20 protein-coding genes, 1 other RNA gene and 1 riboswitch are annotated in these 16,561 nt (G+C 48.9%); of the genes, 7 read left to right on the top strand and 14 right to left on the bottom strand.

The features are described 5' to 3' along the window. The first annotated feature begins 6 nt into the window (after positions 1–6). The gene (locus tag CB4_RS07375; RefSeq protein WP_096464540.1) at positions 7–531 is read left to right on the top strand and encodes a TlpA family protein disulfide reductase; all 525 of its coding nucleotides are present in this window, start codon (positions 7–9) and stop codon (positions 529–531) included. A gap of 123 nt (positions 532–654) precedes the next feature. On the opposite strand, the gene ssrS is transcribed toward CB4_RS07375, so the two are convergent. Both ssrS and CB4_RS07365 read right to left on the bottom strand, forming a co-directional pair. Continuing rightward, positions 655–834, bottom strand: a non-coding RNA gene (gene ssrS, locus CB4_RS07370) — 6S RNA. A gap of 105 nt (positions 835–939) precedes the next feature. Then, complete coding sequence (locus CB4_RS07365; RefSeq protein ID WP_096464538.1) at positions 940–1,458, bottom strand: ferritin; 519 nt, start codon at positions 1,456–1,458, stop codon at positions 940–942. Positions 1,459–1,565: 107 nt separating this feature from the next. Between CB4_RS07365 and CB4_RS07360 the strand changes: the two genes are divergently transcribed. Further along, a complete protein-coding gene (locus tag CB4_RS07360; protein ID WP_096464536.1) occupies positions 1,566–2,057 on the top strand; it encodes a dihydrofolate reductase in 492 nt (163 codons plus the stop codon). Here the strand turns inward: CB4_RS07360 and CB4_RS07355 are convergent. The 4 genes from CB4_RS07355 to CB4_RS21480 form a co-directional block, all read right to left on the bottom strand. Then, positions 2,052–2,930 carry a permease gene (locus CB4_RS07355; protein ID WP_096464534.1) on the bottom strand — a complete coding sequence of 293 codons (879 nt, stop codon included), beginning with the start codon at positions 2,928–2,930 and terminating at the stop codon, positions 2,052–2,054. The genes CB4_RS07360 and CB4_RS07355 overlap by 6 nt on opposite strands. Before the next feature lie 2 nt (positions 2,931–2,932). Next, positions 2,933–3,769: a TIGR03943 family putative permease subunit gene (locus tag CB4_RS07350; protein WP_096464531.1), complete on the bottom strand. Its 837-nt coding sequence runs from the start codon at positions 3,767–3,769 to the stop codon at positions 2,933–2,935. Positions 3,770–3,875: 106 nt separating this feature from the next. Beyond that, the gene (locus tag CB4_RS07345; RefSeq protein WP_096464529.1) at positions 3,876–5,084 is read right to left on the bottom strand and encodes a GTP-binding protein; all 1,209 of its coding nucleotides are present in this window, start codon (positions 5,082–5,084) and stop codon (positions 3,876–3,878) included. 61 nt (positions 5,085–5,145) lie between these two features. Next, a complete protein-coding gene (locus CB4_RS21480) occupies positions 5,146–5,322 on the bottom strand; it encodes a P-type ATPase actuator domain-containing protein (RefSeq protein ID WP_231956181.1) in 177 nt (58 codons plus the stop codon). Between the two features lie 115 nt (positions 5,323–5,437). Between CB4_RS21480 and CB4_RS07340 the strand changes: the two genes are divergently transcribed. Genes CB4_RS07340 through CB4_RS07330 form a run of 3 tightly spaced genes read left to right on the top strand, consistent with a single transcriptional unit; the run spans position 5,438 to position 7,149 of the window. Next, positions 5,438–5,956: a hypothetical protein gene (locus CB4_RS07340; RefSeq protein WP_096464527.1), complete on the top strand. Its 519-nt coding sequence runs from the start codon at positions 5,438–5,440 to the stop codon at positions 5,954–5,956. Positions 5,957–5,998: 42 nt separating this feature from the next. After that, positions 5,999–6,928: a 4Fe-4S binding protein gene (locus tag CB4_RS07335; RefSeq protein WP_197703134.1), complete on the top strand. Its 930-nt coding sequence runs from the start codon at positions 5,999–6,001 to the stop codon at positions 6,926–6,928. Positions 6,929–6,930: 2 nt separating this feature from the next. Continuing rightward, positions 6,931–7,149, top strand: coding sequence for a hypothetical protein (locus CB4_RS07330; protein WP_096464525.1), 219 nt, complete (start codon positions 6,931–6,933; stop codon positions 7,147–7,149). A gap of 381 nt (positions 7,150–7,530) precedes the next feature. On the opposite strand, the gene CB4_RS07325 is transcribed toward CB4_RS07330, so the two are convergent. The 6 genes from CB4_RS07325 to CB4_RS07300 all read right to left on the bottom strand — a co-directional run bounded on the left by CB4_RS07325 (position 7,531) and on the right by CB4_RS07300 (position 12,250). Continuing rightward, a complete protein-coding gene (locus tag CB4_RS07325; RefSeq protein ID WP_096463496.1) occupies positions 7,531–8,748 on the bottom strand; it encodes an IS110 family RNA-guided transposase in 1,218 nt (405 codons plus the stop codon). A gap of 429 nt (positions 8,749–9,177) precedes the next feature. After that, positions 9,178–10,023: an energy-coupling factor ABC transporter ATP-binding protein gene (locus CB4_RS07320; protein WP_096464523.1), complete on the bottom strand. Its 846-nt coding sequence runs from the start codon at positions 10,021–10,023 to the stop codon at positions 9,178–9,180. Further along, positions 10,023–10,811 carry a cobalt ECF transporter T component CbiQ gene (gene cbiQ / locus CB4_RS07315; protein WP_231956245.1) on the bottom strand — a complete coding sequence of 263 codons (789 nt, stop codon included), beginning with the start codon at positions 10,809–10,811 and terminating at the stop codon, positions 10,023–10,025. The genes CB4_RS07320 and cbiQ overlap by 1 nt, the downstream gene beginning before the upstream one ends. Continuing rightward, positions 10,801–11,103 (bottom strand): energy-coupling factor ABC transporter substrate-binding protein, encoded by a 303-nt coding sequence (locus CB4_RS07310; RefSeq protein WP_096467669.1) that lies wholly within the window; start codon positions 11,101–11,103, stop codon positions 10,801–10,803. The genes cbiQ and CB4_RS07310 overlap by 11 nt, the downstream gene beginning before the upstream one ends. Positions 11,104–11,105: 2 nt before the next feature. After that, entirely contained in the window at positions 11,106–11,867 is a 762-nt protein-coding gene (locus tag CB4_RS07305; RefSeq protein WP_096464519.1) for an energy-coupling factor ABC transporter permease, read from the bottom strand. 14 nt (positions 11,868–11,881) lie between these two features. Beyond that, a complete protein-coding gene (locus tag CB4_RS07300) occupies positions 11,882–12,250 on the bottom strand; it encodes a (2Fe-2S) ferredoxin domain-containing protein (RefSeq protein WP_096464517.1) in 369 nt (122 codons plus the stop codon). 230 nt (positions 12,251–12,480) lie between these two features. Then, positions 12,481–12,672: riboswitch (cobalamin riboswitch) on the bottom strand. Between the two features lie 175 nt (positions 12,673–12,847). Here CB4_RS07300 and CB4_RS07295 point away from each other — a divergent pair. Further along, positions 12,848–13,201: a hypothetical protein gene (locus tag CB4_RS07295; protein ID WP_096464515.1), complete on the top strand. Its 354-nt coding sequence runs from the start codon at positions 12,848–12,850 to the stop codon at positions 13,199–13,201. 7 nt (positions 13,202–13,208) lie between these two features. Here the strand turns inward: CB4_RS07295 and CB4_RS07290 are convergent, their stop codons facing one another. Together CB4_RS07290 and CB4_RS07285 are read right to left on the bottom strand one after the other, a co-directional pair. Further along, positions 13,209–14,285, bottom strand: a complete 1,077-nt coding sequence (locus tag CB4_RS07290) for an NAD(P)H-dependent flavin oxidoreductase (protein WP_096464513.1) — start codon at positions 14,283–14,285, stop codon at positions 13,209–13,211. Positions 14,286–14,355: 70 nt separating this feature from the next. Then, the gene (locus CB4_RS07285) at positions 14,356–15,792 is read right to left on the bottom strand and encodes an aminotransferase-like domain-containing protein (RefSeq protein ID WP_172890827.1); all 1,437 of its coding nucleotides are present in this window, start codon (positions 15,790–15,792) and stop codon (positions 14,356–14,358) included. Positions 15,793–15,901: 109 nt separating this feature from the next. Here CB4_RS07285 and CB4_RS07280 point away from each other — a divergent pair, with 109 nt between their 5' ends. Beyond that, the gene (locus tag CB4_RS07280) at positions 15,902–16,474 is read left to right on the top strand and encodes a pyridoxamine 5'-phosphate oxidase family protein (RefSeq protein WP_373681365.1); all 573 of its coding nucleotides are present in this window, start codon (positions 15,902–15,904) and stop codon (positions 16,472–16,474) included. The last annotated feature ends 87 nt before the right edge of the window (positions 16,475–16,561 follow it).

Genomic DNA, 16,561 nt, shown 5'->3' with positions numbered 1-16,561 from the left:
AAATGTATGAAAAAAGCGATGGTAGCCCTCACCGTCATTCTTGCTCTTCTTGGCTATACCTTGTACAACCAGAAAGAAACGGTTCTTTCTACAAAAAAAGAAGTGCGCGCCGCAGTCGGGTATTATGCACCGGATTTCGCCCTGACTGATGCGTCCGGTCATACTCTGCGCCTTTCTTCCATTAAAAAACCAGTCCTACTCTCATTCTGGACGTCCTGGTGTGGTCCGTGCCGCATCGAAACCCCACAGCTAATCAAGCTATACAAAGCATACCACGGGAAGTTTGAAATTGTAGCGGTTAACGTAACACTCAATGACAAAAAAGAAAACGCACGTACATTTATCGATTTTTTTGGGGTGCCTTACCCGGTTGTATTCGATGAGAAAGGGGACGTAACCGAGCTGTATCAAGTGCAGGGCTATCCGACGAACATATTTATTGACGGGAACGGAAAGATTATCCGCATCGAGACAGGCGTTCTCCCCCCGGAACAATTAAATACGGTTATTCGCGGACTGATAAACCCATGATCCGACACATAGAAGCTCGACTTTCAAGAAAGCGCAAACACAAGTTATCGTGTTGCGCCTTTTTTGCGGCCTGCCGCACACAAAAAAACGCCTTTCGCTAAAGCGAAAAGCGTCTGTTTCTTATGTAACCCCGCCTATGCCGTTTCATCCTCATGTTTCATAACCCGCTCTCGCAGGTGGGTGTCCTCAGCATCGCTTCCGCTGTCTCATCTGTGCAAGCATAGCGTCCACCACATTATATCGGACTCCCTAATAAATAGTAAGGTTCGAAACATAAAAAATGATCGTACATCGCAGGCAATTCATATCGTGTTTGTAGCTACATCCTAACATGCCACCAGACAAAATGCAAGCGTTAACGGACGGCAGCGATCATTCCCTCTTTCGAATGATCGCTGCCAGATTGCTTTATTTTAACACGGAAGCATCTTCCGCCACAAATGTACGTTTGCCCAGCTCGTCATCCAGCATATACAGCGCATTGCCATCTTCTCCGATGCGTTCAAGCTTCTTCACGATGCTGCTGAATGTCGCTTCTTCTTCAATCTGTTCATCAATGAACCATTTAAGGAAGCTAGTTGTTGCGTGTTCGCGCTCCTGCAGGGCAATGTCTGCCAGGTTATAAATACGCTTCGTCACTTCCTGCTCATGTTTGTACGCTTCATGAAATACATCCACGACAGAAGTAAATTCGTTGCGCGGCGCCGGAAGTTTATCAATCAGCACCCGGTTTCCCGTCGCATTCACGAAGTGGAAAAATTTCATCGCATGGAAGTTCTCTTCCTGTGCCTGTACTGTAAAGAAATTCGCAAATCCATCGAGGTCTTCTGACGCGCAGTATGCTGCCATTGCCAGGTACGCATTGCACGAATAAAATTCAAAATTAATCTGTTCATTTAATGCAGCTTCTAGTTTTTTACTCATCATTTGGTAAATACCCCCTTACCTTCCATCACTCTAAAACCCGCATCCATCGTACCATATAATAATGCCCATGGTATAGTGGAAACATACAATTATAAGGAGGATTTCACTTGATTACAATTGTTGCTGCCATGGACGAAAATCGGGTCATCGGCTACCAAAACCAGTTGCCCTGGCATATGCCTGCTGACCTTGCTCACTTCAAAAAGGTAACAATGGGGCATGTCATTGTCATGGGCCGTAAAACATATGAATCCATCGGCAAACCGCTACCAGGTCGCACGAATGTCGTCCTCACCCGTCGTATCGATTACGAAGCACCGGGCTGTACCATCCTCCATGATGTGGATAGCGTCCTTGCGAAGTTCGCCAGACAGGATGTGGATATTATCGGCGGTGCCGAGATTATTCAACTATTCTGGCCGTATATAGATCGGCTAGAATTAACATTTATTCATCACACGTTTTCAGGTGACGTACACTTTCCAAGTTGGAATCGCACAGAGTGGAATGAGTTCTCCCGCCATTCACACGCACCCGATGAAAAAAATCCCTATCCGTATACATTTGCAACATACGAACAAAAGCCGGTTCCGTTATAAACGGAAACCGGCATAATTCAACCCGATGCCCAGCAGAAGCACCAGGGCGAATGCGAGAGTAAAGACAAAAACTACAACTCGATGATCAAAAGCACGCGGCAAAAGCAACAAATTACGAATATCTATCATCTGTCCAATCAGGAGAAAGGAAACAACCGCTCCACCCGTCGTCACTCCTTGCAGCGAACGGGCAACAAACGCATCTGCCTGTGCACAAAGCGACAGGACAACCGAGAGGCTCATAAGTGCTATGACAGACAAAATTGGATGCCGCCCAACAGATTCCCACGCGGACGTTGGCAACCACGTTTGAATCCCGGCTGCTACAGCCGCACTCACGACAACAAACACTCCGACTTCAAAAATCTCCCCTAATGCATGGGATAGAATTTTTCCGGTGGTATGACGAGAAAGCGTAGGCTCATCCATTTTCCCAACTGATTCAACCCGCTTACTCTGCTCCATTCGAAAAAACAACAATCCCCACCCGATCAAGATTGAAATCAACAAAGCTGCCCCCAATCGAATCAGCAGCATATTCAAGCGCCCTCCGAAAGCCGCATATGTCGCCGCCAACGTAAGCGGATTCGTTACAGGAGCTGCCAACACGAATGTTATAGCTGCTGAAACCGGCATACCTTTATGTATCAAGCTACGGGCAACCGGCACCGTCCCACAATCACAGACCGGAAACACGAAGCCGAGAAAGGCAGCATACACTACAGCCAGCGGGCGGGATTTCGGCAACAAGCGGAATAAAAGCCGACGAGGTACAAGGTGCTGAATAAACGAGGAGAGTAACGCCCCAATCACAATAAACGGAAGTGACTCCAGCACAATGGATAAGAAGATCGTTTCTGCATGCTGCCACATGTTTATTTCGTTTCCTTTGCGGGTGTTAGATTAACGAGTGGGGCCGTAAGGTACGGGTCTTTTGGGGCCTGTATATGGCGAATACCATCCGCCTGTAGAAGCGGCTGCTCCTTTTGCCCGTATGTCCAGGCAAGCGGAACAAGAATATCCGCCTGCGGCAATGTCGTTCGTCTGATCATTCCTTCCACCTCAATCCACTCATTGTTTTTCAACTGATCTCCCCCTGTTACTTCCACTGCTATACCAAGCGGTGTAGCATCGGCAGCGCAGCATGTAATCATATAACGCATTACAACGAATCGTTCCGGTAGCCAACCAGGAGGATGGTACACGATTCCGGTTACCCGATACGGATGATGCTCATACGTTACCTCTTTCTGATAGAAGTCCTCCGTAAAATCTGTCCAGGAAAGGTCCCGGACAGTCCGCTCTCCCGTACGCACCTGTGCAAGTGGAAGAGGCAAAGAAGCTGACTTTGCGGAAACAACAGGTGATTGTGGTAGTATCGCAGTACCGAGCGGGGGCGGGGGCAAGCATATTCCGAGCACGGCTGGAATCATGACAAGCAGCCACGTCACCGATAAGGAAGGGCGCTCTTTTTTCAAGCAGCAAGAGCACCCCCTCTTCTCACCAGGCAAACGCAACGTTGCAAATGCATATAAGACGAGCAACATCAGAACCGGAAGAATCCCAATGAGTAATGCGGAAAATAAAGGCGCTACAAAACGAGTGATTTCGCCGGTGTATAGAAGCTCCCAAATATATAAAGACAGCGTAAGTAGAATCATCCCCTGTCCGAACCGACCAACATCAATGCGCATATTATGTTGTTCTCCCAACGTTTGTCCCTCCCTTTTCTTTATCACTGTATTCGCTCCATTCCGGTTTCATGACAAAAAGAAGCGCATCAAATCGATACGCTTCTTTTTTATATACCTTGCTATTCTATTGCACTCCTTCTTCCATACCGTACCAGTTCGGAAGTGGATCATGAAAAGAAGACCAGTCCAACTCCATCTCTTCGTCTGTCAGTACACATCGATCAAGCGAAGCCGTCAGTGTGGCGATATCAAGCCCAATCCCGATCAATACAAACTCTGTCAGCCGATCTCCCCAGCGTGCATCCCACGTCTCTGCCCACTCCGGATCTTCTTCCCGATACAATCGCTGTTCTTCCTCAGACATCGCCGCTACCCACTGGCCCGCAGCACTAATCTGAATCGACGGACCCGCCTGACTAAAACTCATCGCTAATTCATTATTAGACGCTATCCACAGTACACCTTTTGCTCGCACAACTTCAGTCGGCCAATTCTCCATCCAGTCCGCCAAGCGCTGCGGATGAAACGGACGAGCCTTCCGATAGACGAAAGAGGAGATGCCATACTCCTCGGTTTCTGGAGTATGGTCTTCCTTCTCCAACTCCTTCAGCCATCCGGCGGATGTACTGGCTTTCTCAAAATCAAACAACCCAGTGTTCAGGATCGAAGCCGGATTGATTTGACCACGCTCAGCACGAATGAGACGCGCACCTGGCTGCAACGTACGCAGCACATGTTCAAGCTGCTTTAAGTCATCTTCCTTCACCATGTCACATTTATTCAAAATGAGCACATCACAAAATTCAATCTGATCAACCAGCAAATCAACAACTTCGCGCGTATCATCTTCTCCAGTTGCCTGCTGGCGCTCAAGCAACGTTTCGCCAGAGGAAAAATCATGCCAGAATCGATACGCATCCACCACAGTGACCATCGTATCAAGCTGACAGTACTGACCCAGATCAATCCCACTCCCCTCATCTTCATATGTAAATGTCTGTGCGATTGGAACCGGCTCCCCAATTCCGGTTGATTCAATCAAAATATAGTCATATCGACCATCCTCAGCAAGTCGCTTTACTTCCTGAATCAAATCATCGCGCAGTGTGCAGCAAATACAGCCATTCGATATTTCTACAAGTTTCTCTTCTGTATGCGACAGTGCGCCACCATCCATCAGCAGATCAGCATCTACGTTTATTTCCCCAAGATCGTTTACAATGACCGCTACCTTTAATCCCTGACGGTTATTCAATACGTGATTTAAAATCGTTGTTTTCCCTGCTCCAAGATATCCACTCAACACCGTAACCGGAATTTTCTTCACACTCATGCCACCCTCCTATAAATCGTATTGATTACGTTTTATATCTTAAAAAAAGAAAGGAAATCTGTCAACACAAAAAAGAAGATTTCTGAATTAGACACAAGAAAGCTTCTTTTTTCATTACGAGGCTCGCAGCAAGCGTAGCCCCTTCTCGAATTACGCCATAAGCTGGAATCCACTCATCCGGCTTCACAATGATCATATCACCGGCACGTAATTCTTCTACCCGCACCGATTGCGGCAATTTTGCACAAAACTATATCATTTCCTCACAAATTACCCTTCATATTTTCATCATTTCCACACGTTTGCTTTATACGATAGAGTCTACTCATATTGAATAGATGAAAGGGTGTCTTATGCTAAAAAAACAGCTATTTATTCTCGGTTCTTTCCTTCTTGCACTTACCACCGCTTTAGCAGCCGGATCTTATCAAAAGGCTCACGCGAATGAACGCGGTAGCTTTACCGTATCGCTACCTTCCTGCCATGAACAGATGGCTATACTCGATGTAGCCGATCAAGGATTGCCAAAACAACTACTTCAACCCAATCAGGTACAAATTTCTGGATCATTCACGAACGATAGCACACAGCCGATCGCCCTCCAGATCAAGCTCACCGGGTTTCCAGACGGGACCAAACTAAATGCTAGCGATTCCACGCTTGCTCCAAAAGCAAAATTCTCCTGCAAACCCCTTGTCTCTCTACCATCTGATATCCGCGATCGCTATCGAATGGTAGAGGGGACTGTCGACGTGTACAATTCGGATATCCACACCCAAATCATAAGTATTCCCGTATATATTATCAACTCTAATATCCCTGATGCTCATCCGATTCCAAAGCCAGAAACAACAAATGGGCACGGACATTAAGATATTAAGATGAATACGCCATTGAGAAAGGAAGCATCTACAATGAATACTGCTGGAGAGAAAAAAATCAATGTTCGCAAGCAGCAAAAAATGTACCTTTTGAAGCGCCTGCCATGGTACATCCTGGGCTGCCTTTTGTTTTATGCACCATTTGCTCTATTTAATAAAGGGATTGCCTGGGTGCTAGGAGACAAAGCCGATCCAAATATTCATTCCACCTGCTTTCGCATCCCGATCGTAGAACTATTTACTAGAGGAAAGTTCGATATTATGTCAGCCTGGGGACTGAGCCTGACGATTCTGTTTGTCTCTGCTCTGCTTGTCGGTCCTTTTTTCTGCGGACGCCTCTGCACAGCAGGCGCACTCGGTGAATACATGAGTCGCCTCGTATCAGACAAAGCAAAAATCGACTGGACACGCTATGTGAATCCGGCACCGCTGCGCTATGGCTTCTTTGCCGGTTTTGTAATCGCCCCTGTTGTAACAGGTGCGCTGAACTGCGCTTATTGCTCGTATGGCTTCTTTGAACGCATGATTACAGGCGGGATCTGGGGGGATATCGGTGCGCTCGGCTCATCGACAATTCTGACAGCTGGATTGTGGCTCGGTTTGTTCGGTGTATTTACTAAAGGCGGACGTGGGTACTGCAACTTCATGTGTCCGGTCGGCGCTGCCCAGAGCTTCCTTCACAGCATCGGTGCCCGTCTGCCATTCACATACAAGCTCAAATATAAAAAATCAGCCTGCATCTCTTGCGCAGGCTGCGTTAAAGCATGCCCAATGGGGGCACTCAAACTCAATGATGGCAAGGGAAACGGAATCTCGTACTCGATTCATAACTGCATTACATGCCGCCAGTGCACATCTGCCTGCCCGACCGGAGCGATTAGCTACGGAACAGGAGAGCGCGGCTGGTCTCTGGCACCTCCAACTGCGACTCCACAGTCAGCCCCATTAAAGGAAGGAGCCTAGACATGCGTACCTCTCTTAAAAATTTGGCCGCTGGAACAGGAGCCGCTGGCATTACCATGACCACTGCCATGACAGCCGGTACCGGAAGTGTATGTAGTGGTGTCTGCGGCTCCTGCGGATTTGGCTGCGCTTCCTCTGTAGCGGCTTTAGTCGGAGCTGGGTACGTCCTTCTCGCCGGGAAGATAACCGGTTCACAAAGAGAGAAGGGTGAGAAAAAATAAGAAAGTGGTCTTTCGAAAAGCCGGTCGCAATCGAGCAAATCCGTCCTCGTGTCGAGTGGTTTTTGGTAAACCAAAACGTTGTGCGGGGAGTGGGATAAGGGAGGAGCAAGAGAGTGCCTGTACGTGCCTACTCAGCGGAGGGAGAACGGCGAACGGGCCTTTGCCCGCAATCCTTCGGCGAATCAACATCGTAGGCTTTTCTTACGATTAGTCAAGTGAATCATAATGATTTTGAGTGATTATTTTGTAAGTAACAGGGGGAGGAAGCGGAGAGAAAATAACAGGTTTCACAGAAAGTATGGATGTTGACATACCAAATAAACCTAGGGTGTTTTTATTTTTTGCTAGGTTTATTTGGTATATGGTATGATAGAAATTGCATTATGATCTGGTGGCACACTGGTACTCATAGTGCTGATTGTGTGTAATAAGGTAGAAGAGGCACTTCAAGAGCTTATTTACACAAGCGATCGACGCAACTTTATGACACTTGTTATAAGGTTGCGTTTTTACTTTGTCATAGTACTCAACGAGATGGTTGTTCCCGAAACGACGCTGTTTAATCATATTCTGAATGACAAGGTAAAGCAGTTTACGCAGGTGCTTGTTTCCGCGCTTATTGATTTTATCCTGGAAAAAGGTTTTACCGGACTGGAACCGTCGGATATCAATCCCTGCAAAGGCGTTGAGCTGTTTCGGATTGTCGAAGCGGCGGATGTCTCCGATTTCGGCGAGTAAACGCACCGCTGTATTTACCCCAATGCCCGGAAAGCTGAGAAGAACTTGATAGTCCTCTCGATGCATGCTCATTTCCTCCATTTGCCGAATCAGAGCTTCTCGTTGGCGAAGAATCTCCAAATAACGTTTGACATAGATGCGTAGCTGGTCACAAAGAACATCGGTTGCGGAAACCGCCGGATACGAGTTCTGTGCGGCTTCAAGCAACTGGATGGCTTTCTTCTCAGCGGTACCTGCCGATAACTTTTTGTCGGTACTCTTGAGAATCCGGTTTCTGATTACGGTTTTGGAAAGACCGTTCACGAGATCGGGATGTGGAAATAACTGAATGACATGTAAACAGAGCTCCGATCGGCTTGTAAAGATCGTTTCCAGTTCGGAAAAGGTCAGTTGAATGACTTTATGCATCCGATTGCGAAGAGTAGAAAGTTCTCCGTCTAATTCTTGGTAAAACCGAGAGAGAGACTTTAGCTGCTGGAAGAAGTCATTGGGTACTTCTTTTTCTCTTCGAGAGACCGTGAAATGAGTCAACGCCAGCCGATGAGCGTCACTTCGATCCGTTTTATGCATCCGCATAGAAGCGGACTGCAGTTTGGCTTCAAGCGGGTTTAACAGGCAATAGGTGTACTGATGATCTTGCATAAAGCGTTCCAGTTGTCTGGAGTATACGCCCGTAGCTTCGAAAACAATGGACGGTTGTTCCCCATCTTGCTCGATCAGCTTCTCCATGCAGGCATGCAACCCTTCAAAATCGGAACGGGTATGCCGGATTTCTCCTTCAAACTCACAGTGCCGGTCGGCATTGTACACCACCCAATAGCTCTTTCCCATACTTACATCAAATGCGACTACATGTTTCATGGTTGTTCTCCTCCTGATGTTCGTTGTAGAAGCCTTCACGCATCCTTATCGATTCCCTTTTCTTATACACGATCTCAATGGATCCAACATACTGAAGCTGATTCAAATAAGGGCAGTGAAGTTGGCCTGTTTCTTTGACGGATTCAAGATCCCGAAGCCCACTCGGCCTGTTTCTTCACTTCTACCACAAAAAAATAGTAGCACAAACCGTGGCCTTGGTCTGTGCTACTAATCTTAGTATGTTTCTTGGCGGGCGAGTTTGCCGGGCTCCCGGAGCGGACAGTCATCGCTTCCCTGCAAGCGTACCGAAACGAACGGCTCCTCCCTTCTCCCACTCCCTCCCCACCAAACGTTATCGATTCTACAAAAAAGAGACCGCCCCATTCGCCATATTCTGGCTTTGGAACAGCCTCTGTCCTCTGATCGCTTCTATATTTTCTTCCCTATTTTCCGTATCCGCTCTATCATCTGCGCCACTGTGCGTGGTGCCATGCTCTGTTCATCCTGTATAAGCGGAGCCACTTCCTGCCACACTTCATACAGTTGCGGCTGACCAAGCTGCCAGCTCATAAGCCTGTCTCGGTCGCGAAATACCTCATCTGGCGTACCTGCACACACAAGCTGCCCTTTATTCATCACAAAAATCCAGTCCGCCCATGCATACGCTACATCCAGATCATGCGTCGCCATCAACACCGTCGTGCCGGCACGGTGAATCTCGTCCAACTCAGCCAGCAGACGCTCCGTATGCAGCCGATCAAGATAAGCAGTCGGTTCATCCAGCAGCAAAAGCGCAGGCGCAAGCACCATTACACCCGCCAGCGCGACCCGCTTTTTCTGCCCGAGACTGAGCTGATGAATCGGACGCTCAGCGAACTCACGCAGAGAGAAGCGCTCCAGCACGGCTTCAATCCGCTCCTTCATCTCGTCTTCTGGCACGCCAAGGTTGCACATGCCATACGAGATATCCTCTAATACCGTACTCGCCACTACCTGCTGCTCCGGGTCCTGAAATACGATGCCAACTTGACGGCGCAACTCAAGCAAGTCCCGTCGCTTGTACGACAGCGCCTGCCCACGCCAGCGTACACGCCCCGTATCCGGCCGATAAATCCCGTTTCCATGCAGAAAAAGTGTCGATTTCCCGCATCCATTATGTCCAAGCAGCACACACTTCTTCCCTTCCGGTATCTGAATCGTAAGCCCGCAGAGCGCTTCGCTCCCACCTCCCGGATATGTATACCTCACATCTTCAAACTCCAGTATCATCCGCATTACAAGCCACTCCTTATTAACCATTCCATCCCGATTAACACCAGTATCCCAATTATCGCTTCTGCGCTATAGCGTGAGGACATCTTATAATCCCGGACCTGATACACCCGAATCGTCCCATCGAATCCACGCGCGGCAAGCCCAATGGCAAGCTTACGCTGCTTCTCCATGGCACAAGCAAAAACTTGTACAAAAAGCCTGCCCATATCCTGCATTGTATTCCGAAATCCATTATGCCCACCACGTGATAACTGCGCTACTCGGATATTCGCAGCTACGTCGAGCAGAACAAAAATAAAGCGGTACATTACCAACATCAATTCCAGTATAATTTCGGGTATGCGCAGTCGGCGCAGCACATGCAACAGCTCATTGAACGGCACAGTAAGCATCAAAAAGTACAGGCAGGAAATAGCGGCCAGCGCACGAGCTGCTAATCTCCCTGCCTGATCCAACCCGTTTTTACTTATATAAAGATACCAATCCGCAACCACAAAACCACAAGCAACATTTGTAACAGGCACATACTTGTCATGCGTTACTTCCACCAGCAAGGCCGGAAGACTGAGTACAACAAATACAAAAGCCAATCCAATCAAACGTATGTACAATCGTGACGGAATTCCGGCATACCTTACGATCCAGATGCTCATCCAGCCGAAAATCATCAGCTGAACCGACACATGCGAAAGAAAAGCGATGGACAATATGCCCATCGCAAACCCGGTTTTATACGCAGGTGGTAGCATGCGCAAGTGATTGCCATACGCATACGCATCAAGCTGCATCCCGTTCACCCTTTTTCTTCTGCTCACTTCGGCCCCGGTAGAAGCCGATTCCATACCCGACCACACCAGCACCAAGTGCTGCTTGAACAGCAAACAACAAGCTTTCCGTCTCGCCGCCCGGCGGTTGTGCAAGCGGTGCAAACCACGGCGTATAATTCGGTGCGACTTCGCTGATCGCTTCCTCTGCTACACCATCTGCCCCGCCAAACTCCGAATTTTTCACAAGAAGCAGCGGAATAACTGCCAATAACACCACACCGATCACCAGCAGCCAATTCGTCCATTTCTTCATCATTATGCCCCCCGTTTTTGCAACGACTGAATCTCTTCCAGTTCCGTGCGGTTATACGACTGAAGCCAGTTCCAGACAAGCACCGTCAGTAACCCTTCACTAATCGCCAGCGGAATTTGTGTAATCGCAAAAATCCCCGCAAACTTCATAAATGATGCCGCAACACCACCACTTGCCGCCGGAAACGCCAACGCCAGTTGTAGGGATGTCACAACATACGTTGCCAGATCCCCAAGTGCTGCCGCCAGAAAAATCGCGATTTTTTGACTTCCATTCGCTTTCATAACCACACGATATATACCGTATGCAACGAACGGACCGATAACTGCCATGGACATCGCATTCGCCCCAAGCGTCGTCAATCCACCATGTGCCAGAAGAAGAGCCTGAAATAACAATACGAGCGCGCCAAGCACACTCATGACAAGCGGGCCGAACACGATCGCACCAAACCCTGTTCCTGTCGGATGCGAGCTACTGCCTGTAACCGAAGGAATTTTAAGCGCAGATAATACGAATGTGAATGCCCCTGCCAGACCAAGCATCAGCTTTGCTTCCGGACGTTCCTTTGTAATCCGTCTGATCGAGCGCAGGCCAAGCACAAAAAACGGCACGAATACGACCCACCAGAAAACTGCCCATTTCACCGGAAGAAATCCTTCCATAATATGCATGCCATATGCCGTCTGCGGTTCATTAATTAGCAAGTACAGCAGAAATCCAGCGACAGCCAGCAGCCCTGACCCCCATTGTTTTTTTCTCATCTCTTTCCACTCCTTTATGATTTACGACGTCCTACGGTAACATCTTCTCCCGGTACGAAGCCATTTCTGTCTGAATACGTATATATGATTTGGTTATGTAGGTCTGTCTTTGCTTCTCCAAGATGCTCACGCACGAGAGCACGCCCCATCTCCGGAGTCATGTCTTTATACCAGCGGCCAGTTGGATACGAAATGACGACACATGCATCCCCACACCGTCCATTACAACGTGTGCGTGTCGTATGAATCAAAGCATCAGCGCTATGTGCGGCAATCTCACTTCGGATCGCCTGTGTTACGTCCTCTCCTCCTGCCTGCATGCAGCTTCCCCCGTTACAAATCAACAGATGATGCTGTGTACCTGCCAGATTCCAAGTTGTCATAGTAATCACCTTCTTATTATAAATCGTAAACATTACGTTTTAAATTGTAACTTTAGCAGAAATATTCGTCAATTAAAAAGAAATTTTATTTTTTAATCGTATGCATTTTTCAACCAAAATAGACAATAAAAAAACCGCCCTACATAAAAGGGTGGCTGTTTACTGTTCCTATGTCCGGTTGTACAAAAACCGGCCCATGCCTGTGCTTCTCACCCCCGAAGAAACCAAATGGCGATACAAAAAGACAGGCAGGTCTCCTGACTCCTGCTTCATCGCGCCCTCGCGTCTTCCCATCCCGGTACGGAACAGTGACATTATGCGAAAGAACTCGGCAGTTACAGTGGCGGGACCGCGCCGGATTTACACCGGACTTCCCTTTTAAGCCGAGGTAGGACCCCGGCACCTGAACTTTAATATCCGTTTACTTTTCAAGAAAAATGTATCATTTATCGGGGGGATTTGTCCACTCTTTTTCCTCTTATTTCTATCTTTTTTAAAAGATAGGCAATTTTTGCACAGTAGCAAGCAATCCTATTCGCATACATATAAAGTATAAGGTACGAAGCTTACTGTACCCTTTATAGGAGGTGAACTGCCATGTCCGGCAACCGCAATCCTCTCCCTCCGGTACAACAGTCTGATCCTATGCAATACACCGGTCCCGAGTTTCTTTATGCACTCGCCAGACAGGCCGAACAAGATGGTGATATAGAACGCGCTGAGCTTTACTATCGGCGTGCGCTTGATCTCGCACTGCTGATGCGACAGCCTGGTGATGCGAATGCAAGACATACCGCTCAACAAAAAAAGGCAGCTTTCGCAGAAGCCGCCCGCCGCCCAAAACGCCGTTTCTGGCATGTTGTCAGAAGCCAGCACCTGTTCCTGTATCTCAATATCATAATGATTCTTTACATGCTGGTTGTCATTATTTTCGAACTGACCATTTTATAAGAAGTTTTTATTTTTCGAGTAGCTTACCCGCTGCTGTCACAATCTGCGCCAGAATAGAACCTGCTTCTTCCTGGTCAGTAAGCATTCGGGTCGCCTGCCCGGCCCAAAGCGACATGTACTGTTCATTATTTTGCGCCGCCGCTGCGCGTCGAATATCGCCTGTCACCGTATTTTGAGTTGGAAATGGAAGCGGTTCTATACCAGATGATTCTACATGCTCAATGAATGCATTGCGAACGCCTCGTGCCGGACGACCGGAAAACGCGCGGGTGATGACAGTATCTTCTTCCGTACTACTGAGCAGCGCCCGCTGATAGGCAGGATGGGCACCGGATTCAGCGGCGGTCAAGAAGCGTGTGCCCAACTGTACGCCAGATGCACCAAGCACAAGCGCTGCCGCCAGTCCGCGCCCATCCATAATGCCGCCTGCCGCCACGACCGGGATGCGAACTGCATCTACCATTTGCGGCACAAGCGGAAATGTACCGACATTTGCCCCCATCGGATGCGCTTTATTATCCCATGTCCCCCGGTGTCCGCCTGCGTCGCTGCCCTGTGCCACCACGATATGGACCCCGTGTTTTTCTGCTGCCATCGCTTCCTTTACCGTCGTTGCCATCGCAATCACTTTGATCCCAGCATCATGTGCTCGCTGCATCGCTTCTGCCGAAAGCAAACCAAACGCTGTACTTATTACCGGAACGTGCTCCTCAAACAGTACATTCAACTGCTCGGCAAATCGGTCAGCCGTCCGCACAGTTTGTACTCCCGGTTCAATCCCAAGCTGCTCCCGCAACGGATCAAGAACAGTCTGCATCTCACGTACGTGCGTCGTGTCATCCGTAAGATCTACCGCGAACAAGTTGACAGCGAATGGCTGATCCGTCAACTCGCGCACCCGCCTGATCGCCTGACGAATCGCTTCTGGTTCCATATACGCCGCTCCAAACGCGCCCAGCCCGCCTGCTTTTGAGACAGCGGCCACCAGTTCGGGCGTAGTCGGTCCGCCTGCCATTCCAGCTAGTAAAACCGGATACGTTATGCCGAGTATACGGCATACGTCTGTATACAGCTTTCCTTCCATCTCGTTCTCCCCCTCTTGTGCTACTGATCTGTTTTTACCATAGTACATCTGCCAGTAAAATACAATCCAATTATTGAAGCGCCAGTACTTCCCCGATCCGGCGCAGCCCTTCCTCCAGCATACGTGGCTCCACTGCGCCGAATTTCACTTGAAAACCCGGCATCGGATCTTCCACCGCGAATGCATCACCCGGACGGACATACACCCCGCGCGCCAAGCAGCGTTCAAAAAAGCGCAGACTGTCAAATTCGGGCGGTGCATACACCCAAGTACACGTGCCCATCATCGGGACTTCAAATTGATAGCCATCCGGCATCCAGCGGTGCATACTTGCGATCGCACCATCCCGCGCCTGCCTGAGCGTAGTTCGCAGCCGCTCCACATAACCTGTAAAATCAGCTCGCTCCCACGCTAGAAGCAACGCCTGCTGTGCCATAACGGATGTCGTTCCATCGAGTAAATATTTGGCCTGGCGAATGCGCGATACATACTTTTCCGGAGCAATCATATATCCGAGACGCAAATTCGGATGAATCATCGTGCTGAATGAACTTATGTAAAATACATCAACTTTCGCATACTCTTCCTGCGCCAGACTGTACAACGTCGGCGGCGGCAGCGGGGTAAAGTACAGCTCACCAAAATACTCATCTTCAAGGATCGAGAATCCGTACGCTGATGCCAGTGCAAGCACCTTTTGTTTTACGGTTTGCGACCATGATAGACCCGTCGGAAAATGCGCATTCGGCATGGCATATAGCATACTCAGCTTCTCTCTTCGGCACACATCTTCCAGTCGCGTAACATCAATGCCTTCCCGTCCGAGCGGAATCGGCACAACACGTGCACCCCGGTCACGAAACACATCACGCGCCGGCAGATAGCACATCTCCGGCACCCCAATCACATCACCAGGCTTTATGAATTGATCCGCGAGTAGCCAGAGTGCCTGCTGCGTCCCATTCACCATACAGATTGCCTCTGTATCCGCCCACATGCCACGCCCGGCAACCAATCCTTGAATTCGTTCCCGAAGTTCAATAATCCCGAACGGTTCCCCTTCTTCCCGGACAAATGTGCAGGCAAACACATCGGCCATCGACTGCTTCCAAGCGCGCATAAATGCTGTATCCGCAGGGGGAAACGAAACGCCAGAGACCGGAATCAGCCCGGATGCATGCCGATATGCCCGGACCTGTTCCATCAAGCTGCCACGTGTTTCTACACGCTTCGGAGACAGCATAACAAGTGAATTCGGCAGTGCATGAGATACGACTGTACCGTGGCGCGGACGACTCTCAATCCAGCCATCATCTTTGAGAATTCGATATGCTTTCTGCGCAGTTTCCATACTCACACTAAGACTTGCTGCCAGTTCACGTACAGACGGAAGTGACTGGCCCGCCGTAAGCCGTCGGGTGCGAATGGCCCGCAGCAATTGTTCTGCTATTTGTTCTGCCAGCGGAACAGAACTTCTTCGATGTAGCTGAAAATACGGGATTGACAACACTCTTCCTCCTCTTTATACTCGTAAAAATTTGTGTGCATTGTTCTGGTATATTCACACTAGCAGAACAATACACCCTCTACAACCTATCATTCGAGGAGGAATTCATATGAAACACCCGCACTCATCTACTATGCCACCAATGCGTCGCTCGCAAAAAGACCTGCAAGACACAGCCCAGATTGATGCCTGCCTTACTACTTCCCGCACTGGCTTTCTCGGTCTGCAAGACGAGAACGGTACATACGTCGTCCCGCTTAACTTCACCTGGTATAACGGCCATATTTATTTTCACGGCAGTCAGGGTGGCCGCAAATATGAAACACTGAACACCAACACAAGTACGCTCTGCTTTACTGTTGTCGAAGATTGGGGCACGATTACGCATCCGGTTCCCGCTCATACAGGCACCGCTTATCGTAGTGTAATGGTGTTCGGATGCCCGGAGCGTGTCATAGACCTAACAGAAGCAACCGCCGCCATGCAGGCGATGCTGGATAAATATGTGCCGGGTTACTACAATAATGCGCTCGCTTCCGCTCATGTGGACGGGTACCGTTCCAGTATGGGCAGTCCAACACTCGTCTATCGGCTCACGCCTGTCCATATCTCTGGCAAGCTCGTCCCGCGCAGTGAAGAACACATGTTTTATCCAGGAAGAACCGTTGAGTCGGATGTATAATACGTGTCCGCACATATCGGAATAGAAGTATAAATTTGCAAAGCCGGGCATAAAAATGCTCGGCTTTTATGGTACACTTATCCTTTG

Source organism: Aneurinibacillus soli (assembly GCF_002355375.1).
Taxonomy (GTDB): Bacteria; Bacillota; Bacilli; order Aneurinibacillales; family Aneurinibacillaceae; genus Aneurinibacillus; species Aneurinibacillus soli.
Note: the sequence above shows the minus strand (reverse complement) of the source record. Positions and strands in the feature narration are given on the sequence as shown.